At 66.0% G+C, this 1656-nt stretch carries 2 protein-coding genes; one reads left to right on the top strand and one right to left on the bottom strand.

Annotation, left to right across the window (positions count from 1 at the left end; all coding sequences use genetic code 11):
• Positions 1–1219: transposase (locus ABZS37_RS32660; protein WP_355175456.1), on the bottom strand; the 1219-nt coding region annotated here is incomplete at its 3' end.
• A 25-nt stretch (positions 1220–1244) separates the two neighbouring features.
• Between ABZS37_RS32660 and tnpA the strand changes: the two genes are divergently transcribed.
• The coding region (tnpA, locus tag ABZS37_RS32655) for an IS200/IS605 family transposase (protein WP_355175454.1) at positions 1245–1656 on the top strand (412 nt) is incomplete at its 3' end.

The following is a 1656-nucleotide window of genomic DNA, read 5'->3' as shown; positions in this document are numbered from 1 at the left end:
TTCCCTCCACGCTGCGCGTGGAACACGCGGCGTCCGGGTGAGTTACCGCTTCGCCGCGCGGTGCCGGGACGGGTCCCGGTCTTACCTGCGCTCCACGGTCGTTGAAGTCCGCCTGTCCGGCGGCCTTGACGTTGATGGCGGCGTTGACGTCCCGGTCGTGGGCTGCTCCGCAAGGGCAGTCCCACGCTCGGATATCCAGCGCCATATTCTCGTTGATCCGACCACACGCCGAGCACATCCGGGTGGACGGAAAGAACCGGTCCACCCTGGCGAAGGTACGCCCGTACCGGGCGGCCTTGTACTCCAACATGCCCGTGAACGACGCCCATCCGGCGTCGTGCACAGATTTCGCCAGCCGGGTCCGGCCGAGACCGACCACGCACAGATCCTCGACGTACACCGCTTGGTTTTCGCCGATGATCCGTGTCGAGAGTTTGTGCTGCCAATCCCGCCGGGTGTCGGCCACCCGGGCGTGCGCCCTGGCTACCTTCACGACGGCCTTCTTGCGGTTCTGACTGCCCCGCTGCTTGCGGGACAGATCCTGCTGCAACCGGCGCAGCTTGCGAGCCGCGCGGCGCAGAAACTTCGGTGCCGTCACCTTCGTACCGTCCGACAGGACCACGAAGTGGGTCAGGCCCAGGTCGATACCGACCTCGGAGTCCGCCTCGGGCAGCGTCTCGTCCTCGGCAGTCTGCACGACGAACGAGGCGAAATATCGGCCTGCCGCATCCTTGATGACCGCCACGGACGACGGGTCCGACGGCAGAGTCCGCGACCAGCGGACGCGCAGGTCGCCGATCTTCGGCAGGCGCAGGCGGCCGTTGTCCAGCACCTTGAACCGGGAGTTCTTCGTGAACCGGATGGCTTGCCGGTTGTCCTTGCGAGACCGGAACCGGGGCGGGGCCACCTTAGGGCCCTTGCGGCTGCCGGTGACCGAGGCGAAGAAGTTGCGGTAGGCGGTGTTCAGGTCCGCCAGGGCCTGCTGCAACACCACGCTGGACACCTCGCCCAGCCACGCCCGCTCCGGCGTCAGCTTCGCCTCGGTGATCAGACGCCGGGACAGCTCGGCGTCGGAGACGGACTTCTCGCCCGCCTCCCGCGCCTGCCGGCGCAGGCGCAGCCCGTCGTTGAACACCACCCTGGCACACCCGAACGACCGGGACAGCGCCTCGCGCTGAGCGGTGTCCGGGTACATCCGGAAGTTGTAACGGAGCTGCACGAGAAGCACTGTACCATGTTGGTCTATGGCTAATCTCGAAGGCATCCGCACCGGCAGACACTGTGTTTTTGCTCTGCACGCCCACTTGGTTTTCGTGACCAAGTTTCGGCACAGTGTATTCGGTGACCGACACCTCGCCCGGATGGAAGAGATCATGCGGTCGGTCTGCGCGGACTTCGAGACCGAACTGGTCGAGTTCAACGGCGAGAACAACCACGTGCACCTGCTCGTAAACTTCCCGCCCAAGGTCGCCCTGGCGAAGCTGGTCAACAGCCTCAAAGGCGTCTCGTCGCGGCGGATGCGGCAGGAGTTCCCCGACCTGGTCCGGCACTACTACCGGGCCAACAAACTCTGGTCGGGTTCGTACTTCGCGGGCTCCGTGGGCGGGGCGCCGCTCAGTGTCGTGCGTCAGTACATCGAGCAGCAGAACCGCCCGG

The sequence above is a fragment of the Micromonospora sp. NPDC005413 genome (assembly GCF_040606435.1).
Lineage (GTDB): Bacteria > Actinomycetota > Actinomycetes > Mycobacteriales > Micromonosporaceae > Micromonospora.
Note: the sequence above shows the minus strand (reverse complement) of the source record. Positions and strands in the feature narration are given on the sequence as shown.